Genomic DNA, 26,187 nt, shown 5'->3' with positions numbered 1-26,187 from the left:
CCATGGCCAGAATGAAATTCATGTGTGACACCAAGCGCTGCATCGAGTGCAACGGCTGTGTGACGGCGTGCAAGAACGAGAACGACGATGCCCTCGAGTGGGGCATCCAGCGTCGCCGGGTGGTAACCCTCAACGACGGCCTGCCGGGAGAGACCTCCATCTCGGTCGCCTGCATGCACTGCACCGATGCCCCCTGCATGGCGGTTTGTCCGGCCGACTGCTTCTATCACACCGACGACGGCATCGTGCTGCACAACAAGGATCTCTGTATCGGTTGCGGCTACTGCCTGTTCGCCTGCCCGTTCGGGGCGCCCCAGTTCCCGAAGACCGCCGCCTTTGGCGATCGGGGCAAGATGGACAAGTGCACCTTCTGTGCCGGTGGCCCGGAAGAGGATCACAGCGAGGCGGAGCGCCAGAAGTACGGTGCCAACCGCATCGCCGAGGGCAAGCTGCCGATGTGTGCCGAGCTCTGCTCTACCAAGGCACTGCTGGCAGGGGATGCGCAGGTGATCTCCGACATCTTCCGCGAGCGGGTCGCCTATCGCGGCGCCCCTCATGCGGGTTGGGGTGAGGATGATAAGGCGCTCTATCGCGATGCCAGCAAACCTCACGATGGCAGAGGCAAGGGGCTCAAGCTTGGCAAGCAGGAGGATGGCCAATGAGACACTGGCTGACAGCGCTGCTGACGGCCTTGCTGCTGTTCAGCGCGCCCGGCTTCGCTGATGCGCAGAAAGAGGCGGTCGGCTTTGCCGGCGCCGACTACTGGCGGGCGGTGAAGGATGGGCAGGAGGGGGTGACTACCTCCCGCTCGCCGGAGCACGGGGTGCTTATCTCGGTGCCGGGCCAGCTCTGGTTCGAGGTGAAGACCAAGTGGGTGTCTCCGCTGGGCGCCATCGCTATTTTCGGGTCGCTCGCCATGTGTGGCCTGATGTACCTGGTGGTGGGGCAGACCAAGCTCTCCAAACCGCGCACCGGGCGCAAGCTCAAGCGCTGGAGCAGGCTGGATCGGGCGCTGCACTGGACCACGGCAGCCATGTTTCTGACCCTCTCCGGGTCGGGGCTGGCCATCATCTACGGCAAGTACTTCATCAAGCCGGTGGTGAGCCTCGGGGTGTGGGAGAACTGGATCTGGTTTGCCAAGGTATTCCACAACTACGTGGGGCCGCTCTTCTTCCTCTGCCTGATGGGGGTGCTCATCAAGTGGTTCCGCCACAACATCGTCAATATGGTGGATGTGCAGTGGTTTATGAAGGCGGGCGGCATGCTGGGCAAGCACAAGGGAAGCCACCCTTCGGCGGGCTTCTCCAACGGCGGCGAGAAGGCGATCTTCTGGCTGTTGATCTGGTTTGGCGGCATCGTGGTGGCGACCGGGCTGTTCCTCGATTTCCCCATCTTCGGCCAGCTGCGCCGTCAGATGGAGTGGGCCAGCTTTATCCATATCGTCGGCGCGCTGATCCTTATCTGCGGCTTTATCTTCCATATCTATATGGGCCTGTTCCAGCTGGAAGGGGCGCTGGAGGGGATGGTGACAGGTGAGGTGGACGAGACCTGGGCCAAGGAGCACCACGACCTCTGGTATGAAGAGGTGAAGCACACCCTCGATGAGCCCAAGACGGACAAATCAAGCTGATGGTCGACAAAGAGTAAAAAGGAGGGGCGCTGCGGCGCCCCTTTTATGACGGGTCGATCGTGATGGCAAATAGATTGAGCGCGACAGTAACCAGCAGTGGTTTTTTTGGCCATCTTGAGCAAGAGTAACAGGGACTCCATTCACATAAGGGATGACAAATGATGAGAAAAGCATGGCTGGCAGCGGTATGCGCATCGGCGCTCTTCGGTGGCATGGCGGGCGTTGCGCAGGCGGCTGACGGGATCAAAACCCAGCAGGTGCAGTTCAAGAAGGGGGAGTCAGGGGCAACTATCAATGGCACCATTCAGGGCCGCCAGACCCTCGATTACAAGCTGACGGCCAACAAGGGCCAGAGCATGGTGGTGATCCTGACCGGCAAGCCCTACTTCAATATTCTGCCGCCAGGCAGCAAGGGGGAGGCGATCTTTATCGGCTCCACCGAAGGGAACCACTTTGAGGCGACCCTGCCCGCCAAGGGCACTTATACCATTCGGGTCTACCAGATGGGGGCGGCCGAGAGCAGCAAGGCCAAGACCTCGTTCAAGCTGGAGGTAGGCATCAGCGGTTAATGCCCGCTGTGGCTGAGAATGGTCACAAGGGTGGCAGCCACAAAGGGCCGCCACCGTTGTTTTATCCCCTCTGTTTTGGCCTCGCCAAGGTCAATATTCGCCCCGAGCCAGCTGCTCGAAGTAGGTCTGATAACGCCCGCTGGCGATGGCCTGCTGCAACTGCTGATTGAACTGATCCCGCAGTTTGGCTGAATCCGGCATCTTGCGTGGGAACATCACGAAGCTGTCGTTGCGCAGAAAAGGGGTCTGGCTGTGGGTAATGAGCGCGGCGCTGATGGGATCGAGCTGGCTCTGCAACTCGGCCAGACCGACCCGCAGCTCTTGCGGATAGAGGTCGATGCGCCCGCGCAGCAGCTTGCCGAAGTTCTGCTTCACATCGGTAACCCGCTGCTGGCTTACCTTGCCCTCCGCTACCATCTTGTCCAGCTCGGGCCCGTAGCTGTAGGCGATATCGCCCCCCAACCGCATGCCGATGATCTGCTCAAGGCGCTCGGCCTGTAACTGCCGTGATTTGAGGGAGAAGAAGACAAACTGCTCCTGCAGCACCGCTGCGCTGAACAGAAAATCCTGTTCCCGCTCCGGCTTGTACATCCAGACGGCGGTGGCGTCGTAGAGCTGGCTGTTGGCCGCCAGCGAATAGACCCTACCCCAGGGGGCGAAATGGAATTTCACCTCATAGCCTGCCTCCTTGAACAGATCGCGGATGAGGTGGGCCACCGGCCCGTGCTGTTTGGACTGCTCCGAGACAAAGGGGGGCCACTCGCCGACGATGATGTTGAGCACCCGGCCCGGTGCGGCGAGAGCCGACTGGCAGGTCAGGCACAGCCATAGATAAAGTAGCGGGATCAGGCGCATGGCAAGAAGAAGGGGGGACAGGCTGGCAGAGTCGAGGGCATCAGGGTCACTCCCGGCGGTGATGCTGTGAAGGGTGGCTGGGTTGTCCGCCATGCTAGCATGAGTCTCATTTCTTGCCGTGAATATTTGTCTTGTCGGAGCCGCCGAAGGCCTATTTTGGCCGCAGGGTATGCCCAAGCTCACAAAACCGATTGAATAAACGTCATATGATTGATTTCATTATGAGTCTTGCTCTCCTGCCGAACGGCAATTTCACGTAAATCAAAGAGAATGACTATGGCTACCGGACAATATCTGCTGTGGAAAGATGCACAAGGACAGGATTTTCGCCCCGTTGCACTGACCGGCACTGATCTGCTTAACAATCGCTATCTCAACAAGGGCACCGCCTTTACCGAACAGGAACGGGCCGATTTCGATCTCGATGGCTTGCTGCCACCTCAGGTGCAGACCTTTGAAGCCCAGCTGGAGCGAGTGTACGAAGGGTTCAAGAGTGCTTGTAGCGATATCGAGAAGTATCAGAACCTGCGAGCCCTGCAGGATCGTAACGAAACCCTCTTCTATGCCCTGTTGTCACGCCATGTAGAGGAGATGACCCCCTACATCTATACCCCGACAGTGGGCAAGGCGTGTCAGGAGTTCAGTCACCGCTTCCAGAAGCCGCGCGGACTCTACATCACCCCGGGCAACGTGGATGACATGGGCAGTCAGGCTCGTCACTTCGATGCCAAATCGATCCGCATCATTGTGGTGACCGATAGCCAGGGCATTCTGGGGATCGGAGACCAAGGTGTTGGCGGCATGGGTATTCCCATCGGCAAGCTCTCTCTCTATACCCTGGGGGCCGGTATTCACCCCGCCTGCTGCATGCCCATCGCACTGGATGTAGGCACCGACAACCAGAAACTGCTGGATGATCCCATGTATCTGGGTCAGCCCCACAAGCGCATTCGCGGCAAGGAGTACGACGACTTCATCGACAAATTTGTCGCCGGGGTCAAGCGCCACTTCCCCAATGCCGTGTTGCAGTGGGAAGACTTCAGCAAATCCAACGCCTTCAACAATCTGGCTCGCTACCAGCAGGCGCTGCCGTCATTCAACGATGACATTCAGGGCACGGGTGCCGTGGTGCTGGCCGGTATCATAGGTGCAGTCAAGGTCAAGGGGGAGACCCTGGGTCAGCAGAACTATCTGGTCTACGGCGCTGGCGCCGGTGGGGTTGGCGTCGCGGATCAGATCTGCGCGGGGATGATCCGCGAGGGGATGGAACCGCAGGCGGCCCGCGATCGCATCTACATTCTGGATACCCAGGGGCTGGTGTGTGACAACCGGGACGGGCTCGACGAGTACAAACGCCGTTACGCCAAACCGGGGCTGCTGCTGGCTGGCTGGGACACCGAGGTGCCCGGCAAGGCCAATCTGGCCGATGTGCTGCGTCATGTGCCCATTACCGTGCTGCTGGGGACCAGCGGATCGGGCGGTGCCTTCCAGGAAGAGCACGTCCAGCTGATGCTGCAGCATTGCGAGCGCCCCATGGTGTTCCCGCTCTCCAACCCGACCGCCAACTGTGAAGCTCTGCCGGAAGATATCTACCGCTGGAGCAAGGGCAAGGCCATCGTTGCCACCGGCAGCCCGTTCAAGGATGTAAGCTACGAGGGGCAGGATTTCCGGGTCGGGCAGGGCAATAACGTCTTTATCTTCCCCGGAGTGGGTTTGGCGGCCATCGTCAGCCAGATCCGCGAGATCACGCCCGATATCTTCACTACCGCTGCTTTTGCGCTGGCCGAGTGCGTGAGTGAGGTGGATTTGGCGAAAGGGGCCGTCTATCCGCGCATTCGCGAGCTGCGCAGCATCTCGGTGCATGTGGCCACCGCCGTGCTCAAGGATATCGTGCGTCGGGATCCCTCCCACCCGCTGATCGGTCAGGATCTGCAGCAGCATATCCTTAACCACATGTGGGAGCCGGTTTACCTTCCTTATCGTCGGGTATAACCTCGGATCCACTGCCCAGATAATGGGTCGGTCAAGATGACAAGGGGGGGAGCGCTGCTACCCCCTTTCGTTTATCCCGTCACGCATTAAGTGCGTAGTGGTCGCCAGCGCCCTTGCTGATTGCGGCAGGCGGTATCCTGCCATTGCTGACTGGCCTTGCCGATATAGAGTTGCTCGCGATAGTCGCGACACCACTCCCCACTGGTATGGCGGAAGGTGCGCAGCGGGGTGACGCTGCCCGAGTGACGGCTGGCCGGATTGAACCAGGTGAGGCTCTGCCCTTTGGTGCGGGTTTCCAGCGCCTTGGCGAGGGCCTGATTGGCCAGTTGAACATCGGCCTTATCCATCTGATGGTAAAGCGGCGGGGTGTCGACCGTGGCGCAGCCAGCGAGGCCAAGCAGGAGGAGTGGTAACAGATATCGCATCATGGTTGCCCCTGTTGGCGAAAACCGTTGTTGAGCAGCGCCCGCTCCTGCTCATCGGTAAGCACTTGCTGGCGATCATCGACCGTGCCATCTCCTCTGAGTTTGTTGCCGTTGGCATTGACGGTATCTACGCCGTTGTCATCGATGGTGCCATCACCCCTGAGCTTGTTGCCGTTGGCATCGACGGTATCCACGTCGTTGTCATCGATGGTGCCATCACCCCTGAGTTTGTTGCCGTTGGCATCGACGGCATCCACGCCGTTGTCATCGATGGTGCCATCGCCTCTGAGCTTGTTGCCGTTGGCATCGACGGCATCCACGCCGTTGTCATCGATAGTGCCATCGCCTCTGAGCTTGTTGCCGTTGGCATCGACGGCATCCACGCCGTTGTCATCGATAGTGCCATCGCCTCTGAGTTTGTTGCCGTTGGCATCGACGGCATCCACGCCGTTGTCATCAAGGCCATTGCCAAGTCCGCGACCGCCGCCATGGCGATCTCCCCCTGCATGTTTTTCACCGCCGGCATGCCGTTCACCGCCACCATGTCGTTCACCGCCAGCATGCTCGCCCTGGCCACCACTATCATCACTGCCCCCATCGCTATCGCTGCCACCGCCGCTGTTGCTGCCACCGCCGCTGTTGCTGCCACCGCCGCTATTGCTGTCACCGCCGCTATTGCTGTCACCGCCGCTATTGCTGCCACCGCCGCTATCGCTGCCTCCGCCGCTATCATCGCTGCCTCCGCCGCTTCCCCCACTGCTACCATCGCCATCTTTGTTGTGAACGATCAGCTCATTGGCGATATAGCTGTGGCTGCCATCGAGCAGCAGATTGAAAAGTGCGGTAGTGGGAGGCGCCTCGATCCAGCAGAGTGACTCCACCAGCAGTAACTCTGGTTGGGGTTGCAGGGCCAGATTGCCCGTCACCACGCCATGTGCCGGGCGACACATTATCTGCATGCCGGTAAATAGCGGCAGCACCGTCAGTTGCGGGTTTTCGGTTCGGGTCATGGCGGGTGAGATGGCCGCCCAGCCCCGAGTGGTCAGCAGAGGGTGCTCTGCGGTAAAGAATGGCGGCAGCTTGTTGATCCCGTATAGCCTGCGCTCTCCCAGCAGTACCCGTTCGATCGCCCGGATCTGGTTGCTGCCGCCATGCTGATCCAGCACCTGTTCACCGACCCGCAGCGTTTCGATGGGGCGGATGGAGCCATCGGCCATCGTGATGCGGGTGCCAGCAACAAAGCAGGACTTGGCATAGGCCTGATTCATTTGCCACTCATTGTGGGTAAAATCATAACTGAATGGGTTCGCAAACAGGGCGAGTGCGATGGCAGAGCCGATCAGCAATCGGCGCTGGCTGGTTTTGAATGGGGGCTGTGACATGGGGACTCCTTGTCCATCTTTATTCACAGTATCTATTATAGATCGCCCTCTGGATGGCGGCATTTTTGACCCTGAACACAATAAACATGATAGAAAAACGATTGGCGTTCGCCACAATAATGCGTAAAATCGCGTACTCGATGCTTGTAGCAACGAATCCTGCCTAAAAAGCCAGTTTCATGCCCTCCCCAAGCAGTAAAAGGTCACGAGTGACGATTTTGTGTTCATTTCGTGCCTTGAAAAAGTCTTGTGATAACTGAAAAGTGATAAATATCCCCATCAGTTATCAAAAAATTAAGGACATCCATGTTTTCCTTAGTCAAGCAAAGTGTCGCCGGGCTGCAAATCCTGTTTGTCGCCTTCGGTGCCATGGTTCTGGTGCCCCTGCTCACCGGATTGAACCCCTCCATGGCCCTGCTTGGCGCCGGTGTGGGAACCCTGTTGTTCCAGCTCTGCACCCGCCGCCAGGTCCCGATTTTCCTCGGTTCCAGCTTTGCCTTCATCGCCCCTATCATCTACGCCACCCAGACCTGGGGATTGCCATCCACCATGTTTGGCCTGTTTGCTGCCGGTTTCATGTACTTCATCCTGGCTGCACTCATTCGCGTGCGGGGCATGGGCTTTGTACACAAATTGCTGCCACCCGTGGTGATTGGCCCGGTGATCATGGTGATCGGTCTCTCAGTGGCGCAGGTTGCCTGCAACATGGCGATGGGCCGTGCCGGTGGTGAGCAGGTGATGCCTGCGGGGACTGCGTTGACGCTGGCCGGTATCTCACTGGCGGTCACCCTGATTGCAGCGGTGTTCTGCAAGGGGTGGATCAAGCTGATCCCCATCCTGTGCGGTGTGATTGCCGGTTATGTCTCTGCCGTGCTGATGGGTCAGGTGAACTTCGACGGTCTGGTCAATAGCCCTTGGTTGGCGCTGCCTCACTTCGAAACCCCGGAGATCAACTGGGCCGCCGCCCTGTTTATGCTGCCGGTAGCGATTGCCCCCTGTATCGAGCATATCGGTGGCGTGTTGGCGATTGGTGGCGTGACTGGCAAGGATTACACCAAGGATCCGGGTCTGCACCGTACGCTGGCCGGTGACGGCATCGGCGTCTGCTTCGCCGGTTTCATCGGTGGCCCACCCGTGACCACCTACGCCGAAGTGACCGGTGCCGTGATGATCACTCGCAACTTCAATCCGGTCACCATGACCTGGGCCGCCGTGTTTGCCATCATTCTGGCCTTCTTCGGCAAGTTCAATGCGCTGCTCACCTCCATCCCGATGCCGGTGATGGGCGGTATCATGCTGCTGCTGTTCGGATCCATCGCCGCTATCGGCCTCAAGACGCTGGTGGAATCCAAGGTGGATCTGGGGCTGTCACGCAATATCGCCATCGTCGCCGTGACGTTGACCGTCGGTGTCGGTGCGCTGGAGATGAAGATTGGCGACTTCGCGCTGGCCGGCGTTGGCCTGGCATCTGTTGCCGCCATCCTGCTCAACCTGATCCTGCCTGCGCACTCCGAAGAGGGTGTGATGGACGCTGCCAAGGATTGAGTGATCCGTTTGCGGTAAAGCATGTCGCTATTGAAGATACCGTTGGGCAGAATGCCAGTCAGATAAGTCTGACTGGCATTGTTTTTATTGGCTTTTTTACCCGGTACTGCGGTGGCCTTGGCTGCCCACTGCGAGGGGCCCGCCTTATCACGTACCTACACGACTGGCGAATGATCTTTCATAAACCTCCACCGCATCTCATGATCCTTGATAAGCCACTTACCGCGCCCCCAGCGTGAGTCGCGCACGCCCTGATCTGTGCGGAGGTGGCGGTGACGGCCATTCCTATCGCGACCTCGGGGTTTTTTATTAAGTTGAGTGCCAGTAGACGGTGAACAGAGAGACAATATCAGACCGCTGACCTATGGGCGCTTTGGCCAAGGGGCGATCAATTTGCACCAGGGGCCGGTTATCTCGCAGTGACCGGTCTCTTCAGTGCTTTGCCACCCCAAGCGATGGTAAAAATACACCGCAGCGGTGTTGCGGGTTGTCACCTTGAGGCTGGGTTGGTGCTGCGCATCCGCCAGGCCATGTTCGAGCAGGGATCGCCCTATGCCCTGACCATGCCATTGCGCGCTGACATAGAGATGGTGCACGAACGCTTCAGGCTGCCAGATGGCGATAAAGCCACATAGATGTCCCCCTCGCTCTGCCACCCAGATGATTTCGTCATGGGTCTGTGTTGCAAAATCATCCGCCCTGAAACAGGCTGGCTCGACCCAGTGAAAGGTATCCCGACGGCTCTTTAAAAACAGCCGGGCCAGTTGGGGAATGTCGTGTTCTTCCATGAGCCGGATCATGATGCCCTCCCGGATCAAGCCCCTGTTCGCTGAGGTAGTCGCACGGCGGCAGGTTAATCTGATGCCAATGACAAGGGGGTGATTAAGCCCTGTCCATTGTATTTGTCATGGGGCTATACTGCCGGAGTCCACTGTATGGATGGCTTGAGGATCGCTGATTTATGGACAATAAACAGATTGAAGGCAACATTTTTGTTCCGGCGCACATAGACGATGTCTGGCACGCCTGGACCACCGAGAGCGGTCTGCGCAGCTTTCTGGCTCCTGAATGCTTGATGGTGGCCGAACCGAATGGCCCTTTCGAGATCTACTTCAGGCCTGATGCTCCCTTAGGCGAGCGTGGTAGCGAAGGGTGCCGGGTGATGGCTGTCATGCCCTATGACCTGCTCAGCTTCAGTTGGAATTTTCCACCCAGTCTGCCCCATATCCGTCAGCAGAAAACCCAGGTTTGTCTGCGCTTTGTTCCGGAAGGGCAGGGTACTCGCCTCTACTTCCTGCAGACCGGTTGGGCCAATGATCCGGATTGGGATCAGGGTTATGCCTATTTTCGCGAAGAGTGGCTGGAGACCAGTCTGCCACGGTTGCAGTACCGTTTTACCCATGGCCCCATCGACTGGAATAATCCGCCAGACAAGGCGCAGTTGAAGGCGCTAGCCCAGTAATCCCGGATGTCAGACATAAAAAAACCGGCCAAAAGGCCGGTTGAAACAGTTCAGGCTTGTCAGGTGACAAACGTATCCAGCGGATGAGCATCGCTTTCCACCCCTTGTGAAGCACAACACTCTTGGTTACGTGCAGCTACGTTATGCCATTCACACTGAATCGAGGCTGAACCATGAATGATCCCGCCTCGCGCCTCTTTTCAATCAGATAGTGATCCCCATCGACTGGCGCAAGTAAGCGCCCGCGCCGAGCAGTCCCGGTCCTTCATGGGTGATCAGGAACACCGGGATCTCCTTGAGGTAGGACTTGAAGCGCCCCTTGTCTTCAAAGGCGACCCGGAAACCGGAACCGGTGAAGAACTCCTGGAAGCGCGGCACTATGCCGCCTGCGATATAGACGCCGCCGAAAGTGCCCATGTTGAGGGCCAGATTGCCGGCAAAGCGGCCCATCAGCACGCAGAACAGGCTCAAGGTGCGACGACAATCGAGACACTCCCCGGCCAGCGCGCGCTCGGTAATGTCTTTGGGGGCGAACGGCTCGGGCTCACGGCCATCTGACTTCACCAGCCCGCGATAGAGATTGACCAGACCCGGGCCGGAGAGGAAACGCTCAGCCGAGACATGGCCCAACTCACCCCGCATCACCTGCAATACCGCATCTTCCTCTTCGGTGTTGGCGGCAAAATCCACATGACCCCCTTCACCCGGCAGACTCAGCCATTGTTCGCCCGCCTTGACCAGATGCGCGACCCCAAGGCCGGTGCCCGCACCATAGATGGCGATGGGTTTGCCAGCCACCGGCGCCGCGCCGCCTAGCTGGATGCGATCCGATTCCGCCAATACCGGCACCGCCATCGAGACCGCAGTAAAGTCGTTGATCACCTGCAGGCGAGCCAGCCCGAGATTGCTCTGCATCTCGCTGATGGAGAACTCCCAGCTGTGGTTGGTCATGGCGACCCAGTCACCGTTGATGGGGCAGGCGATGGCGATGCAAGCTTCACCCACCTCTACCTTGTGTTCGTCCAGATAGAGGCGTACCACGGCTTCAAGGCTGGGGTGGGCCAGACCTGAGTAGGTCTTTGCCTGAGAGATAGTACCGGTGGCCAGCTCACACAGGGCCAGCCGCGCATTGGTGCCGCCGACATCACCGACCAGCGCATGAGTATGCTGCATAACAACTCCTTCGTTACAGGATGGGGACGACAGTGCTGCCCCGACATTATTGTTGGATTATGGTGGCCCATTCTACCCCAACTGAGCCCAGCTCACTCGCCGGAACGATACAAACGTGCGCCTGCTCACAGTGTTGTTGCTTTGCAACATTTGTAAGCGCTTTCACGAAAAAGTGACGTTTTGTAACGAAAAGTACGAAATAATTAGAGATGAGTCATACTTTGTATGACAGGCGTTAGTTGCGATAACCGCTTGTCTTGTATAGTGCTTAGCCTTATTGGAAACCTGCTTAGCCGTAGATTGAGTGCAAAGACACTGAAGCTAAATTACAAAAATGCCTGGTGGTGATGATGAATACCCTTGATAAAATTACGAACAACTTGGAAAGTTTCAGTAAATCAGAACGCAAGGTTGCCGAGGTGATTTTAGCGTCTCCCCAGACCGCCATTCACTCCAGCATTGCCGCCCTGGCCAAGATGGCCGACGTCAGTGAACCGACCGTCAACCGCTTTTGCCGCCGTCTCGATACCAAGGGCTTTCCTGATTTCAAACTCCATCTGGCCCAGAGCCTGGCCAATGGCACGCCTTATGTAAATCGTCATGTGGAAGCGGAAGATGGGCCGGATACCTACACCGCCAAGATCTTCGAATCCACCATGGCCTGTCTGGATGCCGCCAAAAATAGCCTGGATATCTCCGCTATCAATCGTTGCGTCGATATCCTGACTCAGTCCAAGAAGATCAGCTTCTTCGGCCTGGGCGCCTCCTCCGCCGTTGCCCGCGATGCCCAGAACAAATTCTTCCGCTTCAACATTCCGGTCGTGAGTTTTGACGATATCGTCATGATGCGCATGAGCTGCATCAACAGCAGCGAAGGGGATGTGGTGGTGCTGATCTCCCACACTGGCCGCACTAAGGCGCTGGTCGAAATCGCCGCGCTGGCCCGTGAGAACGATGCCACAGTGATCGGCATGACTGCCAAGGATTCCCCGCTGGCCCGCGAATGCAATCTGGTGCTCTCCATGGATGTGCCGGAAGATACCGATGTCTATATGCCGATGGCATCTCGCATCGCCCAGCTGGCACTGGTAGATGTGCTGGCGACCGGTTTTACCCTGCGTAGGGGGATGAAATTTCGCGAAAATCTGAAAAAAGTGAAAGAGGGATTGCGCGAATCCCGCTTCGATACCCCGCACTCTTCCTGAATCACTGGGGCGTTGGCTCTCAACTGTCTATGCCACCTGCCTTGGTGTAGACTTGTAATTTAATAACAAAAATCACCCGGATGGTTTGCAAACGGGTGCATCGAGCCATGGGCTTGATGGGGCAGAATCGCAAGTCGTATCAACTTCATATTGGAGTCTTTCATGCCTAGACGTACAAAGATTGTAACCACACTCGGTCCAGCTACCGACCGCGAAGGGATCCTCGAAGGGATCATCCGCGCCGGGGCCGACATGGTGCGGATGAACTTCTCTCACGGCACTGCTGAAGACCATATCCTGCGCGCCAATCAGGTGCGTGACATTGCTGCCAAGCTCGGTCGTCACGTCGCCATCATGGGCGATTTGCAAGGCCCGAAAATCCGTGTGTCCACTTTCAAGGATGGCAAAATCTATCTGGCCATCGGTGACAAGTTCATGCTCGACGCGGCGCTTGGCAAGGGTGAAGGTTGTCAGGAGCAGGTCGGCATCGACTACAAGAGTCTGCCAAATGATGTGGTTCCGGGCGACATCCTGCTGCTGGATGATGGCCGCGTGCAACTGCAAGTCGAACAGGTTGAAGGTACCCGTATTCACACCACGGTGACCGTGGCCGGGCCGCTCTCCAACAACAAGGGCATCAACAAGAAAGGGGGTGGTCTCTCCGCTCCGGCCCTGACTGAGAAAGATAAGGAAGATATCAAGACAGCCGCGCTGATGAACGTGGATTATCTGGCCGTCTCCTTCCCACGCAGTGGTGATGACCTGCGCTACGCCCGTGAACTGGCCCGCGAAGCCGGTTCCAATGCCAAGATCGTGGCCAAGGTTGAGCGTGCCGAAACCGTCGCCACCGATGAGGCGATGGAAGACATCATCCTCGGTTCCGATGCCGTGATGGTCGCCCGTGGTGATCTGGGTGTCGAGATCGGTGACCCCGAGCTGGTTGGCGTACAGAAGAAGCTGATCCGCTACTCCCGTCGTCTGAACCGTGTGGTGATCACCGCGACCCAGATGATGGAGTCGATGATCAACGCGCCGCTGCCGACCCGTGCCGAAGTGATGGACGTGGCCAACGCCGTGCTGGATGGTACCGATGCGGTGATGCTCTCCGCCGAAACCGCCGCCGGTCAGTTCCCCATCGAGACTGTAACCTCCATGGCGAGCGTCTGTGTCGGTGCCGAGAAGCACCCGAGTCTGAACGTCTCCAACCATCGCATGAACTACACCTTCACCTCGGTGGAAGAGGCGGTGGCCATGTCCACCATGTATGCCGCCAACCACCTGGAAGGGGTCAAGGCGATTGTGGCGTTGACCGAATCCGGCACCACCCCGCTGCTGATGTCCCGTATCAGCTCCGGTCTGCCGATCTTCGCCATGTCTCCCCACAACAAGACCCTGGCCTGGACCAACCTCTACCGTGGCGTCACCCCGGTAATGTTCGACGGTGACGAGACCAAGCCGGTCTACGAAGTGTGCCGTGACGCGCTGGACGTGCTGAAGGCCAAAGGTCTGGTACAGAGCGGCGATATGGTGCTGCTGACTCACGGTGACAAGATGGAAACCGTGGGCAGTACCAACACCTGCAAGGTGATGATGGTCGAATAAGCGCCTCTGCCTGTGCTGTCATCAAAGCTGTTCGCCACGGGCGAACAGCTTTTTTTATAGCTGCCGTATAGGATCAATCGCCAAGCGTGGAATGAGACTAGACTCAATGATTGCCTCAATAGCCCGTCGTCCCGATAATGCGGAATGACCCGCGCACGACATGCATGACAAACTTGTTTATGTCGGCCATGACCTAAAACTAGGGTGATGGGGCGTAAACGGGTAACACGGAATGGGAGCAAAAAGATGAACAATCGTAACTGGTTGCTGGCCTTGTCACTGAGTCTGGCGTTCTCACCCTGTTATGCCGACTGGGCCAAGCTCAAGGCCGCCGCCTCCGATCTCGGGACGGCGGTGAGCGAGACCGGCAAGGAGGTGTGGCAGGATGTCAGCGATTTTTCCAAGAAGAGTTGGGCCTCCATCTCCGCCTGGGGTGAGGATGCTTTCAACACCGCCGGGGTCTGGACCGACAAGAGCATCGCGACCGGCAAGGAGTGGTTGAAAGTTGCCGACAAGAAGCTCGATGAGATGTTGAATCCCAAGACGGTGCCAGAGGCCCGGCTGGCCCTTAACACCATGGCAGATACCGCACTGGTACGGCTGTTCAACGAGCAGCCCTCAGCCAAGCTGCTGTTTGACAAGGCTTATGGTTATGCGGTGTTCGATTCGCGCAAGTTCTCCCTGATGCTGCATACCAATCAGGGCGCCGGAGTGGCGGTCAATCGCAAAACTGGCAAGCACACCTATATGAAGATGTTTGGCGCGGGGGTGGCGGCCGGGATTGGCGGCAAGTTCTATCAGCAGGTGATCCTGTTTGAAGACAAGGCCAGATTTGATGCCTTCGTGACCCAGGGGTGGGAGGCCACCTCCGAAGTGGGGGTAGTGGCAGGCAAGGAGAGTGCTGAGCTGAGAGCCAAATACAACGGCGGCATGGCGATCTACCAGATTGGCGAGAAGGGCTTGCTGCTCGATGCCAATATCTCTGGTTCCAAATATTGGATCGACAAGGATCTGACCCAATAAGGGTGAAGAGCCATCTCCTGTCGGTTGAGTATCGAGTTGAACAACCGGCAGGAGCGATCACATTTTCCGCGTTTTATCCTGCTGATGATCCCGCTATACCCCTTGCCTGACATGATGTTTTTCTGATTGGCACTTTAATTGCTTATTGCATGCCAGCGTCAATGATTTGTCTGGGGATGGAAAATGGAAATAAGTGCAAGCAGCCTGATGCAAGAGATGCAGGCGCTCAAGATCGAAGCAGGCGCAACGCCGCTGGCACAGCCCGGTCGTCCCGTGACTTCCGACTTTGGTCAGCTGCTGCAACAGGCGCTCGGCAACGTCAACGAGCTGCAAGGCGCCGCCAATGATCTGCGTACCCGCTTCGATATGGGCGACAAGTCGGTGGATCTGGCCGAGGTGATGATCGCGGGCCAAAAATCGTCCATCGCCTTTGAAGCCACGGTACAGGTGCGCAACAAGATGGTCGATGCCTACAAAACCATCATGAACATGCCGGTATAAAGGATTGCAACGCATCATGGCGACCGAGCATCATGAACATGTCAGCAACAAGGACATAAATCGTGGCTACTGACCAAAACGGCGATCTGCTGATAAACGATGAGGGCACCGCCGCCCTTGATGAAAATGAGCAGAAGAGCTCGGCGCTGGGCTTCTTGTCCAACACCGATGTGCTGCGGCAAATCACCCTGATCCTGGGGCTTGCCATCTGTCTGGCCATTGCCGTCTTCATCCTGCTGTGGGGCAAGGAGCCGGACATGCGCCCGCTTGGCACCTACACCACCCAGGAGCTGGTGAAGACCCTCGACTTCCTCGATCAGCAGAAGATCCCCTATGAAGTGGAGGGCAAAAGCGTACTGGTTAGTGCCGAGAACTACCCCAATATCAAGCTGGCGCTGACCCGTGCCGGTCTCGCCAATGCCGCCGATGCCAGCAACGGCGGTGAAGATATCCTGCTGAAAGATTCCAGTTTTGGCGTCAGCCAGCGGATGGAGAGCGAGCGTCTCAAGCTGAGCCGCGAGCGCCAGTTGGCGAGCGCCATCGAGCAGTTCCAGAATGTGGCCAAGGCCCAGGTGCTGCTGGCCATCCCCAAAGACAACGTATTCGCCCGCAACGAACGCAAACCCAGTGCCACCGTGGTGCTCAACCTGAAAGGGACGGCGCTGGGGCAGGGTGAGGTGGATTCCATCGTCGATATGGTCGCCTCTGCCGTTCATGGCCTCGAACCGACCCGCGTCACCGTGACCGACCAGAATGGTCGCCTGCTCAACTCCGGCTCGCAAGACCCGCTCTCTGCCCAGACTCGCAAAGAGTTTGCCATGCAGCAGAAGCAGGAGCTGGAGTACAAACAAAAAATTGACGCCATCCTGATCCCGGTGCTGGGTGCCGACAACTATACGGCGGAAGTGGATCTTTCACTCGACTTCTCCCAGCAGGAGCTGACCCGCAAAACTTACAACCCAGACCTGCCTGCGGTGCGCTCCGAAATGACCATGGAAGAGAACAGCGCCAGCGGCAGCAATGGTGGTGTGCCCGGTGCCCTCTCCAACCAGCCACCCGCCGCCACCAACATTCCCGAGCAGGCCGCCACGGCTGATGGCGCTAGCGCTGCTGCCTCGGGCCGTTCCCGCAAAGAGGCGACCCGCAACTTCGAACTGGATACCACCGTCAGCCATACCCGTCGCCAGATGGGCGGCATTCGCCGCATGACCGTCTCGGTTGCCGTGGATTACAAGGCGATGCCCGGCGCCGATGGCAAGGTGACCCGCGAGCCCCGTACCCAGCCTGAACTCGATACCCTGCGCCGTCTGCTGAGCGGTGGCCTTGGCTTTGATGTGACCCGTGGTGATACCCTTGAGGTGGTTGCCATTCCGTTCAACCGACCCGAGCTGGAAACCGTCGCCGATCTGCCCATCTATGATCAGCCCTGGTTCTGGCGTGCGGTGCGGATTGCCGCCTCGGTACTGGTGATCATCGTCTTGATCGTCACCGTGGTTCGCCCCATGCTCAAGCGACTGCTCTACCCGGATGCCAAACCGGAAGGAGAGCTGGACTTCGACAACCACACCGTACTGGGTGGCGACGACGAACTCAGTCTGCTGGCGGCACAGGCAGAAGCGGAACCGGTATTCGGTCTGCGCGATGGTCAGCTGAAACTGCCTGATCTGCATCGTGATGAAGACTTGCTCAAGGCGGTCCGTGCGCTGGTGGCGAACGAGCCGGATCTGGCCGCTCAGGTCATTAAAGAATGGGTAACGAACAAAGATGCCTGAAAAGAAGAATCAAGTCACCGGCAATGACATCACCGACAGTCAGCGCCTGATCCTCGACCAGATGTCGGGGATTGAGATGGCTGCGGTGCTGATGCTGAGCCTCAATGAAGAGGATGCCGCCCAAATCTTCCGTCATCTCGAGCCCAAGCAGGTGCAGCGGCTCGGTATGTCGATGGCCTCCATGTCCGACTTCAGCCACGATCGGGTGGCGGCAGTGCACCGTCAATTCATCGACGATATCCAGAAGTACACCAACATAGGTATCGGCAGCGAAGACTTCGTGCGCAAGGCGCTGGTGGCAGCCCTTGGCGAGGACAAGGCGAGCAACCTGGTGGACCAGATCATTCTCGGTTCCGGTGCCCGTGGCCTCGACTCCCTCAAGTGGATGGATGCCCGTCAGGTGGCCAGCATCATCCAGAACGAACACCCGCAGATCCAGACTATCGTGCTCTCCTATCTGGATCCGGAGCAATCCGCCGAGATCCTGAGCCAGTTCCCGGAGCAGGTGCGCCTCGATCTGGTGATGCGTATCGCCAACCTCGAAGAGGTGCAACCGGCTGCGTTGCAAGAGCTGAACGATATCATGGAGAAACAGTTCGCCGGTGCGGCCGGTGCCCAGGCAGCCAAGATGGGTGGCCTGAAGGCTGCCGCCAACATCATGAACTACCTGGATACCAACATCGAAGGCCAGCTGATGGACTCCATCCGTGATTCGGACGAGGAGATGAGCCAGCAAATCCAGGATTTGATGTTCGTGTTCGAAAACCTCATCGATGTGGACGATCGCGGCATCCAGACCATGCTGCGGGAAGTGCCGGGGGATCTGCTGCAACGGGCCCTCAAGGGTTCCGACGATCAGATGCGCGAGAAGATCTTCAAGAACATGTCTAAACGGGCGGCCGAAATGCTGGCGGACGATCTGGAGGCGATGGGGCCGATCCGGGTTTCCGAAGTGGAAGCGGCCCAGAAGGAGATCCTCTCCATCGCCCGTCGTCTGGCGGATGCCGGCGAGATCATGCTGGGGGCCGGTGGCGGCGAGGAGTTCCTCTAAGCCATGGCCCATAAACAGAACCGCGATGCCAAGCCCGCATCAGGCTGTGGCGAGGAGCCGCGCAAAGCATGAATAACAAACTGCGTGGTTATGTGCGCCCCGAGGGCGATGATGCCCGGGTTGAGACCTGGGGCTGGCCCGAGATGGAGGTCGAGGTAGAGGCGGGGGCGCCCACCAATGCCCTCGGCCTGGCCCCTGACTGGTATCAGCAGGAAGAGGAGGTGGTGGAGCCGGAGCCCGAACAGGAGCCGACCCCCAGCATCACCGCCGAAGAGCTCGAAGCGATCCGCCAGGCCGCCTGGGAAGAGGGAATGGCCGAGGGACGCGAGTCCGGTTATGCCAAAGGGATGGAAGAGGGCAAGCTGGAAGGATTGCAACAGGGCCACTCCGCCGGTCTCGAACAGGGGCGCGAGGAGGGGCTGGCTATGGGCCGCGAGTTGGTGGAGCAGGAGATCGCCCACTGGCAGGGGCTCGCCGCCCGCCTTGCCAATCCGCTTAACGAGCTGGATCAGGCGGTAGAGCAGCAACTGGTCTCGCTGGTGATGCAACTGGCCCGCGCGCTCATTCGTCACGAAGCAGAGACTTCCCCCCGCATTCTGCTGGAGGCTCTTAAAGAGGGGTTGGCCTTGCTGCCCGCCGCCGAACAGGGGGTGACCCTGATGCTGCATCCCGACGATATCGCACGCATCGAACAGGCATTTGGCGCCGAAGAGTGCGCCAAGCGCCACTGGCGATTGCAGCGCGATCCCACCCTCTCCCCCGGCGATCTGCAACTGGCCACCGAGCTCTCCAGCATCGATTTGACCCTCTCCGGGCGCATCGATCAGTTGCTGCGCAACTTCTTGCGGGACAATGCGTCGCAGGATCCACGCCCATAACTGATGCCGGACGTTGCCGTCCGGCTGCACTTTTTAGCTTCCAGGAGGCCAGATGAGCGGCTCGCTACTGAACCGGTTGCAAGGGTACAAGGTACGCGACAGCGCCCCCAAACCGCCGGTTGCCGGCAAATTGACCCGGGTGGTGGGGCTGACCCTCGAAGCCATCGGCTGCCGTGCCGCCATCGGTGCCCTCTGTCGCATCGATACCCTTGATGGGACGCTGGAGGCTGAAGTGGTCGGTTTTTCTGGCGATCGCCTCTATCTGATGCCGAGCGAGCAGCTCAAGGGGGTGATCCCCGGTGCCCGGGTGGTGCCCATCACCGAAGAGCACGGCATTCCGGTCGGCATGAACCTGCTAGGTCGAGTCATCGACGGCATCGGCCAGCCACTCGATGGCCTCGGTCCCATTCTCTCCTCCCAGACCGTGCAGTTTGCCCAGCACCGCATCAACCCGCTCTCTCGCCGCCCGATCCATCAGCCGATGGACGTGGGGGTGCGCGCCATCAACGCCGTGCTGACGGTCGGTCAGGGCCAGCGGATGGGGTTGTTTGCCGGTTCCGGTGTCGGTAAATCGGTGCTGCTGGGCATGATGACCCGCGGCTCGGTGGCGGATGTGGTGGTGGTCGGCCTCATCGGTGAACGGGGCCGGGAAGTGAAAGAGTTTATTGAAGACATTCTGGGAGAGGAGGGCCGTGCCCGCTCCGTGGTGGTAGCGGCTCCCGCCGATGCCTCGCCGCTGATGCGGCTAAAGGGGTGTGAAACGGCGCTGGCCATTGCAGAATATTTCCGCGATCAGGGGCTTAATGTGCTGCTCTTGATGGATTCACTGACCCGTTATGCCCAGGCCCAGCGTGAGATCGCGCTGGCGGTGGGCGAGCCGCCAGCGACCAAGGGCTATCCTCCCTCGGTATTTGCCAAATTACCGGCGCTGGTGGAGCGGGCGGGCAACGGCAGTGACGGCCAGGGCTCCATCACCGCCTTCTTCACCGTCCTGACCGAGGGGGATGACCTGCAAGATCCTATTGCCGATGCGGCGCGGGCGATCCTCGATGGCCACATAGTGTTGTCGCGCGAGCTGGCCGATGCGGGCCACTATCCGGCTATCGACATCGAGAAGTCCATCAGCCGGGTCATGCCCATGGTGACCTCGCCGGAACATATGGATCTGGCGCGCACCCTCAAGCAGTTCTACTCCCTCTATCAGCAGAACCGGGATCTCATTACCATCGGTGCCTACAGTCAGGGCTCCGATCCGCGTATCGACCGCGCCATCATTCAAAAACCCTATCTGGATCAGTTCTTGCAGCAGGGGATGCGTGAGGTCATTCACTACGATGATGGCCTGCAAGCCTTGCAGATGGTGGCGATGCCATTGATGCGCTGATAACGGTCGGTAACAGAGAGGTCGACGATGAGTAAAGGGTTGGTATTGTTGGCCGATCGGCTGGTGGAGGCGGAGCAGCAGTGTGCGCTGGCGCTGGTGAAGGCGCAGCAGGATCTCAAGTTGTTCATGGATCAGCAAAATGCCCTCAACCAGTACCGCCAGATCTATCACCAACAGTGGACCGATCGCGGCCTGCAGGGGATTTCGCCCCAGCAAAATACCCAGTATCACGCCTTTATCAACAAGCTCGAACAGGCGGCGACCCAGCAGTACGAAGGGGTGTTGCAGGTGCGTCAGGCCCTCGAATTGCGCCGTGAAGAGTGGCTGGCGGCCCAGCAGCGGCGCAAGGCGGTAGAGCTGCTGCTGGAGAAGCAGGCGAGCCGCGAGCAGCAGAAAGCCCAGCGTCAGGAGCAGAAGATGCTGGATGAGTACGCCATGTTGCGACGCTTTCATCAATCTGGCCTGTAACTTGCTTTGATCTGAACATTGTCGGCGGCCATCTCCTTGGGGCCACCAGAATTCAGGGATCCCATCATGATGCAGACACTGTTGACACAAACGCCTTCGGCTCCGGCCAACGGGTTGGACAAAGCGCCTCTGAGCGGTTCCGTCGAGAGCAAAAGTATCGATGGGGGAACCAGCAGCGACAGCAAGGGTGATTTCGCCACCCTGATTGCCAAGGCCCGGAACAGCGAACAGGGCGCCGCCGAGGCCACTCAGGGCGGTAACCATGTCCGATCAGCCAAATCTTTGGCGACCGAGAGCGCCGCTCCCAAAGAGGAGACCGGCAAGGAGCAGGATCCTGACGCCGACAACAAGGTAGAGGAAGTCCCTGCCACCGACTTTCTGCTGCGTCTGCAAGACTCCCTCAAGCTCGATACCTCGCTAGTGACACCCCAGCTGGCTGTGACGGCCCAACAGAGCGCCACTGTGGTAGACGGCAATCCGTTGCCGCAAGAGGGTGTGCAGGAGGGCATTGCGCTTGATGAAAGCGAGCCAGCCCCTGCCGCAGCCAGGATCGCCCGCCAGCTTGCCGGTCAGACCGGGGCGCAATCGCCGTTGGCCACGACCGCCCAATCGACTCCTGACACCACCGTATCGCCCTCTGCGGCGCGTGTGGTGGCGCAGGGCGATGCCTCTTCTGCCGTTCTCTCCCCCGCGGCCCTCTCCTCTGAGGGAGAGAAAGCCGCGACCACTCCGGATGAGCAGTCTGGGGAAAAAGCCTCTGCCAAGGGCGAAACCCCCGCGGATGGCAAGCACACCAAGCCCCTCACGGGGGCAGAACGGATGGCCCTGCTGGCCAAGGTGCTGCCGGTCGATGAGTCGGCAAGCACCGCCAAATCAGCTGAGTCACTCGCAACAAAAGAAACTGGCGACAGCAAATCCGACTCCGCAGCCAGCAGCGTCGTGACCGGCAAGGGGCAAACGGCGCAAGCTGCGACTCAGGGGGCTGCGCTCAAGGCATTCAGCGAGGGGCTCAAGCAACCTGAGGCGGGCACCGTAACCACTGCCACCACTGCAGAGAACAGTGGTGCTGCTGGCAAGGGGGCAGAAAAGAGTGCCGCCGAGGGCAGCCAGCAAACAGCCACTACCACAGTAGCCAATCAAGGTTCGGCGCCCGTGAGGACGGCGCAGAGTGCCGGAGAAAGTGCCGCAGCCCAGGGCAGCGTGACGACAAATGCAACGGCTCCGACCGATAGCGCTGCCGCTCCTGTGATGGTGGCGCCGCAGCAAGTGTTGGCACAGGCTGAATCTCAGGGGCCGCAAGCGCCGTTGTCGACCATTTCAGCCGGCATCAAACAGATGGAAGTGACGGGCACCGACGAGGTGCGCAAAGCGGTTTCGCTTGAGGTAAAACCGAAGGCCGGTGAGGCGGAGAAGAGCTTGGTTGCGACGACATCAAGCGGTGACAGCAGCCAGAGCCAGACTGTTCAGCATGGCCAGAACAGCCAGCCCCAGCCACTGGTGGCCGATAGCCGGGCGCCCGCCGCCGAGGGCACGCTGCGCCGTGAGCCGCAGAATTTACCCCATTTGAAACTGGCCAGTCAGGAAGCGCCTGCCGAATTGCACCAGAAGGTCAACGTGATGCTGGCCGAAAAACTGCAACAGGCCGAAATTCAGCTCGACCCCCTCGGCCTTGGCAAGATGAAGATCCAGATCCAGATTGGAGCCGACAGCCAGGCCAACGTCCATTTCGTGGTACAACATGGACAGACCCGCGAGATGCTGGAGCAGACGATGCCACGGCTGCGCGACATGTTGGCAGGGCAGGGGATCCAGCTTGGTCAGACGCAGGTGCAGCAGCAGTCGCAACAACAGCCGCAACAACAGCAGCAACAACAGGGCCAGCCCACCTTTAGTAGCGGGCAGGGTCAGCAGGGTCAGAGTGGCGGTCAGCCTCGGTCCGGTAACGGTCTGGTTGACGGGGAACTCACCAATTCCAACCCCAGTTTGCTGGTGGAATCGACAAACGGTTCCGGAATTGATTTCTATGCTTGATGCAATCCCGAGTAAGTTTATGATATCGAACAAGTTTGAGACTAGGGTGGACAAGGGATGGCTGACGATAACGAGTTGACGCTAAAAGACCCGGCCGCGGGCAAGAAAAAGAAGCTGATCATTATCATTGCCCTGGCGGTTATTTTGCTGGGCGGTGGTGCTGCTGGCGCCTTCCTGATGCTCTCCGGCTCGCAGAAATCGCCTGCTGAAGCGGCGGAGGGTGCCGAGGCAAAACCCAAGGTGGCAGCGCCTAAACCTTCCCTGTATGTCGGGATGCCGCGCCCCTTTGTCTTCAACGTCGCAGGTGCCCAGCGGGATCGGCTGGTGCAGATCAAGATCCAGTTGATGGTGCGTGGTACCGCCGACGAGACGCTGGCCACACAAAATATTCCCCTCATTGAAGGCACCTTGCTGCGGGTATTCAGTGCCGCCAGTGCCGAACAGCTGATGACCTTCGAAGGCAAGGAGAAGCTGCGCAAGGATTCACTGGAAGAGTGCCGTCGGGTGCTCAAGGACCTGGTCTCTTCCCCCGTTATCGAACAAGTGCTGTTTACCGGCTTTGTAATGCAGTAGGTGAAGCGTGAGCGATCTGTTAAGTCAGGACGAAATTGATGCCCTCTTGCACGGTGTCGATGATGTTGAAGAGGAAGAGATAGGTTCGGCGGGGGATCCTGGCGTTACCCAGTTTGACTTCTCCTCCCAGGACCGCATCGTCCGTGGTCGCATGCCGACGCTTGAGCTGGTGAACGAACGTTTCGCCCGCCATATGCGGATCAGCCTGTTCAACATGATGCGTCGCACCGCCGAGGTCTCCATCAACGGCGTGCAGATGCTCAAGTTTGGCGAGTATGTTCATACCTTGTTTGTGCCGACCAGTCTCAACATGGTGCGCTTCCGCCCGCTCAAGGGGACGGCGCTCATCACCATGGAGGCCCGGCTGGTCTTTATCCTGGTGGAGAACTTCTTCGGTGGTGATGGCCGTTATCACGCCAAGATCGAAGGGCGCGAGTTCACGCCGACCGAACGGCGCATTATCCAGATGCTGCTCAAACTGGTGTTCGAGGATTACAAGGATGCCTGGGCGCCGGTGATGGACGTGGGCTTCGAATATCTCGATTCCGAAGTGAACCCGGCGATGGCCAACATCGTCAGCCCGACCGAGGTGATCGTGGTCAGCTCGTTCCACATTGAACTCGATGGTGGCGGCGGCGATTTCCACGTGGCGATGCCCTATTCCATGCTGGAGCCGATCCGCGAGCTGCTGGATGCCGGGGTGCAGAGTGACAAGGGGGATACCGATGTGCGCTGGAGCAAGGCGCTGCGTGACGAGATCATGGATGTCAAGGTGGAGCTGCGCGCCAAGCTGCTGGAGACTGAACTCACCCTGCGTGAACTGATGGAACTGCGACCCGGCGATATCATCCCGGTCGAGATGCCGGAAAATTTGCTGGTCTTTGTGGAGGACTTGCCCACCTTCCACGCCAAGATGGGGCGTACCAAGGAGAATGTGGCGCTCAAGATCACCGACAAACTCAAACGTCCGGAAGGGGTCAAGACCGAGATGCATCTGGTGACTCGGGGCGGGGTTCGCATCGATGGCGAGGCCGAGCTGGAAGAGCTCGAGCACAGTATCGAAAATCAACAGCGATAATCGACGGTTTATTACGGTAAACGGTCACGAAGTAGCATAAGGAAACAAAGAGATGAGCGGAACTGAGGAAGAGGATTTGATGGCTGATGCCTGGGCTGCAGCGCTAGAGGAGCAGGTCACTGCCGAAGCCAAGCCTGCCCCCCTGGAGGAGCTGACTGACGACGCCCCCATCAGTGCCGAGGAGCGGCGCAAGCTCGATACCATTCTCGATATTCCGGTCACCATCGCCATGGAAGTGGGTCGTAGCCAGATCAGCATCCGCAACCTGCTGCAGCTGAACCAGGGCTCGGTGGTGGAGCTGGATCGCGTTGCAGGTGAGCCGCTGGACGTATTGGTCAACGGTACCCTGATCGCTCACGGCGAGGTGGTGGTGGTGAACGACAAGTTCGGTATTCGCCTGACCGACGTCATCAGCCAGATTGAGCGAATTAAGAAACTCAAATGATCCGTGCCCTCGCTCTGATACTGTTCGCGGCCCCGGCGCTGGCCGAGGGGGCTAATCCTCCCAGCATCACCTCCTGGCTGCTCTCCAGCCTGATGGTCATCGGCCTGATCCTGGTGCTGGGTTTTCTGCTCAAGAAGAGCAAGATTGCCACGGCCCTGGGGGGCGGCCAGATGCGGGTCATTGCCTCGTTGCCGGTGGGTTACAAGGAGAAGTTGCTGGTGGTCAAGGTGGGGGAACAGCAGTTGCTGGTCGGCGTAACGCCGCAGCAGGTCAACTTTCTCTACCGGCTAGAGGCGCCGCTGGACGAGAGCCAGCCGCAGGCGTTTTCGCAACAGCTTGGCAAATTGATGGGCAAGCATGAAAAAAGCTAACGGTTTATTGCTGAAAACGGGGCTGCTGGTCAGCCTGTTGATCCCCCTGTTTTGCTCCTGGCCCACGCTGGCACAGGACGCCATGTCGGCGGTGACCGTCAAGACCCTGGGGGATGGCTCTCAGGAGTACAGCCTGACCCTGCAAGTGCTGGCACTGATGACCGCGCTCTCCTTCTTGCCGGCCATGGTGATCATGATGACCTCGTTTACTCGCATCATAGTGGTGCTGGGTATCTTGCGTCAGGCGATCGGTCTGCAACAGAGCCCCTCCAACCAGGTGTTGATCGGCATCGCCCTGTTCATGTCGTTTTTCATCATGTCGCCGGTGCTGGATCGCATCAACAACGAGGCGCTGCAGCCCTATCTGGCCGAGACCATCCAGGCCAAGGAGGCGCTGGAGCGGGCCGAGTTGCCCATCCACCAGTTCATGCTGGCCCAGACCCGAGTCAAGGATCTCAATACCTTTATGGAGATCGCCAACGTGCAGGTGGAGAAACCAGCGGATGTACCGTTGCGGGTGTTGATCCCTGCCTTTGTCACCAGCGAGCTGAAAACCGCCTTCCAGATTGGCTTTATGTTGTTCTTGCCGTTCCTGGTCATCGATCTGGTGGTCGCCAGTATCCTGATGGCGATGGGGATGATGATGCTCTCGCCGATGATCGTCTCGCTGCCCTTCAAGCTGATGCTGTTTGTGATGGTGGATGGCTGGAACCTCATTCTGGGGTCGCTGGCCAACAGTTTCGGACTGGGTGCCGGTTAGCCGGTCGAGCGC

At 58.8% G+C, this 26,187-nt stretch carries 26 protein-coding genes; 21 read left to right on the top strand and 5 right to left on the bottom strand.

Annotated elements, in window-relative coordinates; translation table 11 throughout:
- Window positions 1-2 precede the first annotated feature (2 nt).
- From fdh3B to NMD14_14120, 3 genes are all read left to right on the top strand, one after another.
- On the top strand, window positions 3-662 hold the full coding sequence (fdh3B, locus tag NMD14_14130; protein XEI31898.1) for a formate dehydrogenase FDH3 subunit beta: 660 nt from the start codon (window positions 3-5) through the stop codon (window positions 660-662).
- Entirely contained in the window at window positions 659-1,630 is a 972-nt protein-coding gene (locus NMD14_14125) for a formate dehydrogenase subunit gamma (GenBank protein XEI31897.1), read from the top strand. Before fdh3B ends, NMD14_14125 begins: the two co-directional genes overlap by 4 nt.
- 158 nt (window positions 1,631-1,788) lie before the next feature.
- Complete coding sequence (locus NMD14_14120) at window positions 1,789-2,199, top strand: DNA breaking-rejoining protein (GenBank protein XEI31896.1); 411 nt, start codon at window positions 1,789-1,791, stop codon at window positions 2,197-2,199.
- A gap of 90 nt (window positions 2,200-2,289) precedes the next feature.
- Here NMD14_14120 and NMD14_14115 read toward each other — a convergent pair whose 3' ends face one another.
- On the bottom strand, window positions 2,290-3,147 hold the full coding sequence (locus NMD14_14115; GenBank protein ID XEI31895.1) for a transporter substrate-binding domain-containing protein: 858 nt from the start codon (window positions 3,145-3,147) through the stop codon (window positions 2,290-2,292).
- Between the two features lie 183 nt (window positions 3,148-3,330).
- Between NMD14_14115 and NMD14_14110 the strand changes: the two genes are divergently transcribed.
- Complete coding sequence (locus NMD14_14110; GenBank protein ID XEI31894.1) at window positions 3,331-5,046, top strand: NAD-dependent malic enzyme; 1,716 nt, start codon at window positions 3,331-3,333, stop codon at window positions 5,044-5,046.
- 86 nt (window positions 5,047-5,132) lie between these two features.
- On the opposite strand, the gene NMD14_14105 is transcribed toward NMD14_14110, so the two are convergent.
- Window positions 5,133-5,474 (bottom strand): RT0821/Lpp0805 family surface protein, encoded by a 342-nt coding sequence (locus tag NMD14_14105; protein XEI31893.1) that lies wholly within the window; start codon window positions 5,472-5,474, stop codon window positions 5,133-5,135.
- Window positions 5,471-6,853: a Hint domain-containing protein gene (locus tag NMD14_14100; protein XEI31892.1), complete on the bottom strand. Its 1,383-nt coding sequence runs from the start codon at window positions 6,851-6,853 to the stop codon at window positions 5,471-5,473. The genes NMD14_14105 and NMD14_14100 overlap by 4 nt, the downstream gene beginning before the upstream one ends.
- Before the next feature lie 306 nt (window positions 6,854-7,159).
- Between NMD14_14100 and NMD14_14095 the strand changes: the two genes are divergently transcribed.
- Window positions 7,160-8,398 carry a uracil-xanthine permease family protein gene (locus NMD14_14095; protein ID XEI31891.1) on the top strand — a complete coding sequence of 413 codons (1,239 nt, stop codon included), beginning with the start codon at window positions 7,160-7,162 and terminating at the stop codon, window positions 8,396-8,398.
- 362 nt (window positions 8,399-8,760) lie between these two features.
- Here the strand turns inward: NMD14_14095 and NMD14_14090 are convergent, their stop codons facing one another.
- Window positions 8,761-9,198: a GNAT family N-acetyltransferase gene (locus NMD14_14090; protein ID XEI31890.1), complete on the bottom strand. Its 438-nt coding sequence runs from the start codon at window positions 9,196-9,198 to the stop codon at window positions 8,761-8,763.
- Window positions 9,199-9,359: 161 nt separating this feature from the next.
- Here NMD14_14090 and NMD14_14085 point away from each other — a divergent pair, with 161 nt between their 5' ends.
- Window positions 9,360-9,860: an SRPBCC domain-containing protein gene (locus tag NMD14_14085; GenBank protein XEI31889.1), complete on the top strand. Its 501-nt coding sequence runs from the start codon at window positions 9,360-9,362 to the stop codon at window positions 9,858-9,860.
- 204 nt (window positions 9,861-10,064) lie between these two features.
- Here NMD14_14085 and glk read toward each other — a convergent pair whose 3' ends face one another.
- Entirely contained in the window at window positions 10,065-11,033 is a 969-nt protein-coding gene (gene glk, locus NMD14_14080) for a glucokinase (GenBank protein XEI31888.1), read from the bottom strand.
- A gap of 350 nt (window positions 11,034-11,383) precedes the next feature.
- Between glk and NMD14_14075 the strand changes: the two genes are divergently transcribed.
- From NMD14_14075 to fliP, 15 genes are all read left to right on the top strand, one after another.
- On the top strand, window positions 11,384-12,238 hold the full coding sequence (locus tag NMD14_14075) for a MurR/RpiR family transcriptional regulator (protein ID XEI31887.1): 855 nt from the start codon (window positions 11,384-11,386) through the stop codon (window positions 12,236-12,238).
- Window positions 12,239-12,400: 162 nt separating this feature from the next.
- The gene (gene pyk / locus NMD14_14070; protein ID XEI31886.1) at window positions 12,401-13,840 is read left to right on the top strand and encodes a pyruvate kinase; all 1,440 of its coding nucleotides are present in this window, start codon (window positions 12,401-12,403) and stop codon (window positions 13,838-13,840) included.
- 246 nt (window positions 13,841-14,086) lie between these two features.
- Entirely contained in the window at window positions 14,087-14,863 is a 777-nt protein-coding gene (locus NMD14_14065) for a hypothetical protein (protein ID XEI31885.1), read from the top strand.
- A gap of 183 nt (window positions 14,864-15,046) precedes the next feature.
- Window positions 15,047-15,364 carry a flagellar hook-basal body complex protein FliE gene (gene fliE / locus NMD14_14060; protein ID XEI31884.1) on the top strand — a complete coding sequence of 106 codons (318 nt, stop codon included), beginning with the start codon at window positions 15,047-15,049 and terminating at the stop codon, window positions 15,362-15,364.
- Between the two features lie 62 nt (window positions 15,365-15,426).
- A complete protein-coding gene (gene fliF, locus NMD14_14055; protein ID XEI31883.1) occupies window positions 15,427-17,136 on the top strand; it encodes a flagellar M-ring protein FliF in 1,710 nt (569 codons plus the stop codon).
- Window positions 17,129-18,187, top strand: coding sequence for a flagellar motor switch protein FliG (fliG, locus tag NMD14_14050; protein XEI31882.1), 1,059 nt, complete (start codon window positions 17,129-17,131; stop codon window positions 18,185-18,187). The genes fliF and fliG overlap by 8 nt, the downstream gene beginning before the upstream one ends.
- A gap of 68 nt (window positions 18,188-18,255) precedes the next feature.
- Window positions 18,256-19,065, top strand: a complete 810-nt coding sequence (locus tag NMD14_14045; protein XEI31881.1) for a flagellar assembly protein FliH — start codon at window positions 18,256-18,258, stop codon at window positions 19,063-19,065.
- A gap of 52 nt (window positions 19,066-19,117) precedes the next feature.
- A complete protein-coding gene (fliI, locus tag NMD14_14040; protein XEI31880.1) occupies window positions 19,118-20,449 on the top strand; it encodes a flagellar protein export ATPase FliI in 1,332 nt (443 codons plus the stop codon).
- 27 nt (window positions 20,450-20,476) lie between these two features.
- Window positions 20,477-20,917, top strand: a complete 441-nt coding sequence (fliJ, locus tag NMD14_14035) for a flagellar export protein FliJ (GenBank protein XEI31879.1) — start codon at window positions 20,477-20,479, stop codon at window positions 20,915-20,917.
- 66 nt (window positions 20,918-20,983) lie between these two features.
- Complete coding sequence (locus tag NMD14_14030; GenBank protein ID XEI31878.1) at window positions 20,984-22,948, top strand: flagellar hook-length control protein FliK; 1,965 nt, start codon at window positions 20,984-20,986, stop codon at window positions 22,946-22,948.
- A 57-nt stretch (window positions 22,949-23,005) separates the two neighbouring features.
- On the top strand, window positions 23,006-23,521 hold the full coding sequence (fliL, locus tag NMD14_14025; GenBank protein XEI31877.1) for a flagellar basal body-associated protein FliL: 516 nt from the start codon (window positions 23,006-23,008) through the stop codon (window positions 23,519-23,521).
- Between the two features lie 7 nt (window positions 23,522-23,528).
- Entirely contained in the window at window positions 23,529-24,599 is a 1,071-nt protein-coding gene (gene fliM / locus NMD14_14020; GenBank protein XEI31876.1) for a flagellar motor switch protein FliM, read from the top strand.
- A 52-nt stretch (window positions 24,600-24,651) separates the two neighbouring features.
- Window positions 24,652-25,044 (top strand): flagellar motor switch protein FliN, encoded by a 393-nt coding sequence (gene fliN / locus NMD14_14015; protein ID XEI31875.1) that lies wholly within the window; start codon window positions 24,652-24,654, stop codon window positions 25,042-25,044.
- Window positions 25,041-25,415 (top strand): flagellar biosynthetic protein FliO, encoded by a 375-nt coding sequence (fliO, locus tag NMD14_14010; GenBank protein ID XEI31874.1) that lies wholly within the window; start codon window positions 25,041-25,043, stop codon window positions 25,413-25,415. Before fliN ends, fliO begins: the two co-directional genes overlap by 4 nt.
- A complete protein-coding gene (gene fliP, locus NMD14_14005) occupies window positions 25,402-26,175 on the top strand; it encodes a flagellar type III secretion system pore protein FliP (protein XEI31873.1) in 774 nt (257 codons plus the stop codon). Before fliO ends, fliP begins: the two co-directional genes overlap by 14 nt.
- Window positions 26,176-26,187: the final 12 nt, after the last annotated feature.

It is taken from the genome of Aeromonas veronii (genome assembly GCA_041319085.1).
In the GTDB taxonomy this organism is placed as follows: Bacteria; Pseudomonadota; Gammaproteobacteria; order Enterobacterales; family Aeromonadaceae; genus Aeromonas; species Aeromonas veronii_F.
The sequence above is the reverse complement of the archived record's forward strand: the minus strand, read 5'-3'. Positions and strand labels throughout refer to the sequence as shown.

Bases quoted from the DNA above. Each gene is read 5' to 3' on its own strand.
- NMD14_14100 (XEI31892.1), bottom strand. From the start codon at position 6,853: ATGTCACAGCCCCCATTCAAAACCAGCCAGCGCCGATTGCTGATCGGC.
- NMD14_14045 (XEI31881.1), top strand. From the start codon at position 18,256: ATGAATAACAAACTGCGTGGTTATGTGCGCCCCGAGGGCGATGATGCC.
- fliN (XEI31875.1), top strand. From the start codon at position 24,652: ATGAGCGGAACTGAGGAAGAGGATTTGATGGCTGATGCCTGGGCTGCA.
- NMD14_14065 (XEI31885.1), top strand. From the start codon at position 14,087: ATGAACAATCGTAACTGGTTGCTGGCCTTGTCACTGAGTCTGGCGTTC.
- NMD14_14120 (XEI31896.1), top strand. From the start codon at position 1,789: ATGATGAGAAAAGCATGGCTGGCAGCGGTATGCGCATCGGCGCTCTTC.
- NMD14_14085 (XEI31889.1), top strand. From the start codon at position 9,360: ATGGACAATAAACAGATTGAAGGCAACATTTTTGTTCCGGCGCACATA.
- NMD14_14095 (XEI31891.1), top strand. From the start codon at position 7,160: ATGTTTTCCTTAGTCAAGCAAAGTGTCGCCGGGCTGCAAATCCTGTTT.
- pyk (XEI31886.1), top strand. From the start codon at position 12,401: ATGCCTAGACGTACAAAGATTGTAACCACACTCGGTCCAGCTACCGAC.
- fliP (XEI31873.1), top strand. From the start codon at position 25,402: ATGAAAAAAGCTAACGGTTTATTGCTGAAAACGGGGCTGCTGGTCAGC.
- fliO (XEI31874.1), top strand. From the start codon at position 25,041: ATGATCCGTGCCCTCGCTCTGATACTGTTCGCGGCCCCGGCGCTGGCC.
- NMD14_14090 (XEI31890.1), bottom strand. From the start codon at position 9,198: ATGATCCGGCTCATGGAAGAACACGACATTCCCCAACTGGCCCGGCTG.
- fliE (XEI31884.1), top strand. From the start codon at position 15,047: ATGGAAATAAGTGCAAGCAGCCTGATGCAAGAGATGCAGGCGCTCAAG.
- NMD14_14030 (XEI31878.1), top strand. From the start codon at position 20,984: ATGATGCAGACACTGTTGACACAAACGCCTTCGGCTCCGGCCAACGGG.
- glk (XEI31888.1), bottom strand. From the start codon at position 11,033: ATGCAGCATACTCATGCGCTGGTCGGTGATGTCGGCGGCACCAATGCG.
- fliI (XEI31880.1), top strand. From the start codon at position 19,118: ATGAGCGGCTCGCTACTGAACCGGTTGCAAGGGTACAAGGTACGCGAC.
- NMD14_14105 (XEI31893.1), bottom strand. From the start codon at position 5,474: ATGATGCGATATCTGTTACCACTCCTCCTGCTTGGCCTCGCTGGCTGC.
- NMD14_14110 (XEI31894.1), top strand. From the start codon at position 3,331: ATGGCTACCGGACAATATCTGCTGTGGAAAGATGCACAAGGACAGGAT.
- NMD14_14115 (XEI31895.1), bottom strand. From the start codon at position 3,147: ATGGCGGACAACCCAGCCACCCTTCACAGCATCACCGCCGGGAGTGAC.
- fliG (XEI31882.1), top strand. From the start codon at position 17,129: ATGCCTGAAAAGAAGAATCAAGTCACCGGCAATGACATCACCGACAGT.
- NMD14_14125 (XEI31897.1), top strand. From the start codon at position 659: ATGAGACACTGGCTGACAGCGCTGCTGACGGCCTTGCTGCTGTTCAGC.
- fdh3B (XEI31898.1), top strand. From the start codon at position 3: ATGGCCAGAATGAAATTCATGTGTGACACCAAGCGCTGCATCGAGTGC.
- fliL (XEI31877.1), top strand. From the start codon at position 23,006: ATGGCTGACGATAACGAGTTGACGCTAAAAGACCCGGCCGCGGGCAAG.
- fliJ (XEI31879.1), top strand. From the start codon at position 20,477: ATGAGTAAAGGGTTGGTATTGTTGGCCGATCGGCTGGTGGAGGCGGAG.
- NMD14_14075 (XEI31887.1), top strand. From the start codon at position 11,384: ATGAATACCCTTGATAAAATTACGAACAACTTGGAAAGTTTCAGTAAA.